The 3,712-nt window shown below is 51.0% G+C and carries 5 protein-coding genes; 2 read left to right on the top strand and 3 right to left on the bottom strand.

Going from position 1 to position 3,712, the window contains the following annotated elements:
* Nucleotides 1–203: hypothetical protein (locus B3W37_RS07650; protein ID WP_483175266.1), on the bottom strand; the 203-nt coding region annotated here is incomplete at its 3' end.
* Nucleotides 204–503: 300 nt separating this feature from the next.
* Between B3W37_RS07650 and B3W37_RS07655 the strand changes: the two genes are divergently transcribed.
* Entirely contained in the window at nt 504–731 is a 228-nt protein-coding gene (locus B3W37_RS07655; RefSeq protein ID WP_481039067.1) for a hypothetical protein, read from the top strand.
* On the opposite strand, the gene larC is transcribed toward B3W37_RS07655, so the two are convergent.
* Both larC and larB read right to left on the bottom strand, forming a co-directional pair.
* A complete protein-coding gene (gene larC / locus B3W37_RS07660; protein WP_483175267.1) occupies nt 728–2,071 on the bottom strand; it encodes a nickel pincer cofactor biosynthesis protein LarC in 1,344 nt (447 codons plus the stop codon). The genes B3W37_RS07655 and larC overlap by 4 nt on opposite strands.
* Nucleotides 2,072–2,073: 2 nt before the next feature.
* Nucleotides 2,074–2,856, bottom strand: coding sequence for a nickel pincer cofactor biosynthesis protein LarB (gene larB / locus B3W37_RS07665; protein WP_483169434.1), 783 nt, complete (start codon nt 2,854–2,856; stop codon nt 2,074–2,076).
* 530 nt (nt 2,857–3,386) lie between these two features.
* On the opposite strand from larB, the gene B3W37_RS07670 reads away from it, so the two are divergent.
* Nucleotides 3,387–3,712: PIG-L deacetylase family protein (locus B3W37_RS07670; protein ID WP_483175268.1), on the top strand; the 326-nt coding region annotated here is incomplete at its 3' end.

Genomic DNA, 3,712 nt, shown 5'->3' on the forward strand with positions numbered 1-3,712 from the left:
GTTACGACATCCCGGTCCTTAGTCCTTTTCAGGCAATTAACGATTACTCCCCGCACATAGCGGGATTCCTCTACCATCAACCTGTTTATCAGCACTTCTATACCCCCGGGAATTTCATCAAAGCAGATATCCTCAGCGGTAAAAGCTCGTGTTTTCTCATCCCCATTATGCAAATCATCTATTAAATGCTCGATACTGACCAAAGGACACACCTCCTGAACATATTTCACTGCTTTTCCTATAAAATATAGCAATATTCATACCAAAATGCGGAATTGCTACAAACACCGATATATTAGTCCTATATATAAATAATATTCGGGAGTACCTGTTCGATTCTCGGACGATATTTGTACAAAACCGTAGTATTTTCGGATCTTTAAGGCAGTGCTGACAATGCTGGAACCGACTTGAGTCGGGCTGGAGTGATTGGTTACAATAAGAAACAGAGCAGATGCTCGTTGTAGCTATGCTGTTCAAGCAATTATATGGGGGGACAAAGCATGCCACTCTCATCAGAACAAAGAGAAGCCTGGGAAAAAGAAAAACTGGAAAGGGGGCAGCGGGAGTTAAGCGATGAGGAGCGGGAACTGAAGAGGCGCCGGGATGAAGCCCGGATTGATAAGGCTATCAAGAAAACAGCCCGGCTGGAAAAGATCCGCAAATGGACTTATATTGCGGTGGTTGCCATATACCTTACCGCAGTTGTGCTATATTTCATAATGCGCTAGACATGATCCTCCGGGGTAAACTGAGTAAAAGCCATTATTGACTGTTCAGCTGCCCGGCTAACCTCCCGGTAGACTTCCTGCAGAGGCAGCTGCTTTGCCTTGGCGATGCGGCTGCAATCTTCATATTCGGGAGACGCCCTCAATATCCTGCCATCACGTATCGCCACTTTAACCTGAGCCTCTCCATAGCGGGTTTTGACCCGGCGTACTTCCCGCTGCAGGCAGTGGCGGTTTACCGCCATCCTGCGGACCCCCAGAGTGGTGGTCTCCGCAAAAATGGTCTCCTCCAGCTTATCGGCTGAGAGCGCCGGGCATAATACGCTGAGTATGATACCGGGGCGGTTTTTTTTCATAATGATTGGAGTCAGGTAAACGTCCACCGCACCCTGCTCCAGGAGCAGCGGGAAAAGGTGTGAATAGAACTCGGGGTTCATATTATCTATATTGCTCTCCAAGAGCAGCAAGGCTGATGAAGGTGCCTGCTCTGCCAGGATGACCCGCAACAGGTTGGGAATCTCGATTTCTCCGTCCCCTACCCCGTACCCTACCCGCTTGATCACCAGCTCCGGGATCGGCTGGAAAGCCTCTGCCAGGGAGGTAATAATGGCCGCTCCGGTCGGAGTCACCAGTTCATGTTTGATCCCGGTGGAATAAACCGGGACGCCTTCTAACAGAGCCATCGTAGCAGGCGCTTCAACCGGCAGGGTGCCGTGGGCGCACTGCAGGAAGCCGCTGCCCAGATGCAGCGGCGATGACCATATTTTTTCTATCCCCAAATAGTCAAGACATATGGCAGTTCCTACTATATCGACAATAGAATCGACCGCTCCGACCTCGTGAAAATGCACTTCAGTTATCTTGCGCAGATGGACCTGTGCTTCAGCCCGGGCCAGCCGGTTGAATATCTTGAGGCTGGTGGCTTTAACCTTGTCGTTTAGTGAACTTGCCCGGATCAAGGTTTCAATGTCATTTAAGTTGCGGTGCAGCTTATGGTCGTGCCGGGTTTTATCCGGATCCTGAAGCGGCTCGTCAAACATGCCGGGTTCAGGGTGGCTGTGCATATGCGAGTGGCCATTGTCATGGCAATGGTGATGATCCGCCTGGCTGCAGCAGGATTTGTCGGCAGGATGCATGGAGCGGGCGGGCAGCTTTACCTGAACATCGGTGCCGGCAATGCCCCGCCTGGTTTTTTTGCTTGCAGTAATGGTGAACCCGCCTATATTGAGCTTGGCCAGTTCACTGCGGAGGTATTGCTGGTCAGCCCCTACATCCAACAAAGCCCCCAGAGTCATATCCCCCGATATCCCCGCAAAACAGTCAAAATACAATACTTTGCTCATACTCATTCCCGCCTCGATTTTTGTTCTGAGGAAGCTTCTATCTGCCGGTTTAAGCGGCTGGCAAAGTAGCCGGCCCCGAAGCCGTTGTCTATATTGAATACCGCCACCCCGCTGGAACAGCTGTTGAGCATGGATAAGAGCGCACTCAATCCCTGAAAGCTGGCCCCATAGCCAACGCTGGTAGGGACCGCCAGCACCGGTTTATCGGTCAAACCGGCGATTATGCTGGGCAAGGCGCCTTCCATTCCCGCCACGGCAATTATAACATTGGCCTGTTCCAACTTTGCCTGATGGGCCAGAAGCCGATGGATGCCGGCCACACCCACATCATACAGGCGATCTACTGAATTACCGAGTATTTCGGCTGTAAGAGCCGCCTCTTCGGCCACCCCGATATCGGATGTACCTGCGGTAGCCACCAGGATTACCCCCCGGCTTGGCTTGACCTCGTTTTGGCGAATGATCAGAACCTTTGCCAGAGGGTTATATTCCATTCCCGGCCATCGTTCGGCCAGGGCCTGATATTTATCGGCGCTGAGGCGGGTGGCCAAAATGTTGCTGCCCTTCTGCCGCAGCGCATCGATTATGCCTTCCAGCTGCAAGGCCGATTTGCCTTCGGCAAAGATTATTTCAGGATGACCCTGGCGCAGAACCCGGTGATGATCTATCTTGGCATAACCCAGGTCTTCAAAAGGCAGGTGGCGCAGCTTATCCAGGGCGTGATCCAATCCGATCCGGCCCTGTCTGTATTCCTCCAGCACCTGTGCAATATGGTTATGATCCATGCTAGTTCCCCTTCCAGCCTTGTTTGCAGGGTTAGATCGGTCGTTCTCAGATGTTGTTTATGGTATCATTGTCCAGCAGTGACGCGCCGCCAGCGACAGAGTGTTGTCAACCCCGCCTGAAAACGCCGCCAAGACGCGCCGATGCTGCCGGATAATGTCTTGCAAGCGATCAAGCTTTTCGATCAGGGCTGCTTTCGAATCCATAACCCGCTAACCTGTACCTGTATTGTTGAAAATATTACTTTTTTCACCTGTTTGTCCTTCATATTATCACATAACAGGTCAGGCAAAAGCCAGATGCAATCGTGAATAATACTGCGGCGCATTTTGGGGAAAAACCACAATTTAGCAGTTCTGCCTGACAGGATGCATCCATACAATATAATATATTGTTGGAATAAAACACTTCTCTGCGGCCTCTTTCGGCGGAATACCCGATATTTCTCTAATCCTGTTACCCAAAGTCGAGTTTCTGAGCACAAATAAGTTTCATTGACGGGGCCGCCTGCAAACGATCGGGGAGGCATATTATGAATGTACTGGTCTTCTCTCCGCATCCCGATGATGACGTTATAGGATGCGGCGGCAGCATTTTAAAACACTCCGAAGTGGGCCACATGGTAGCGGTGGCTTACTTGACTTCGGGAGAAGCCGGTAACATCCGTTATTCCAAAACCGAATTGGCCCGGGTCAGGGAGACCGAGGCCCGGCAGGCGTCTGCCCTCTTGGGAACCAATGAAGTGATATTTCTGCACAATGAAGACGGCTATTTGGGCTATAACAAAGATACCTTGATTCCGGTAGTCAACCTGATTCGGGAAAAGCAGCCGGACATAATTTATGTGCCGCATAAAAA

This window comes from Syntrophomonas sp. UBA5494 (assembly GCF_002426325.1).

Bases quoted from the DNA above. Each gene is read 5' to 3' on its own strand.
- B3W37_RS07655 (WP_481039067.1), top strand. From the start codon at position 504: ATGCCACTCTCATCAGAACAAAGAGAAGCCTGGGAAAAAGAAAAACTG.
- larC (WP_483175267.1), bottom strand. From the start codon at position 2,071: ATGAGCAAAGTATTGTATTTTGACTGTTTTGCGGGGATATCGGGGGAT.
- larB (WP_483169434.1), bottom strand. From the start codon at position 2,856: ATGGATCATAACCATATTGCACAGGTGCTGGAGGAATACAGACAGGGC.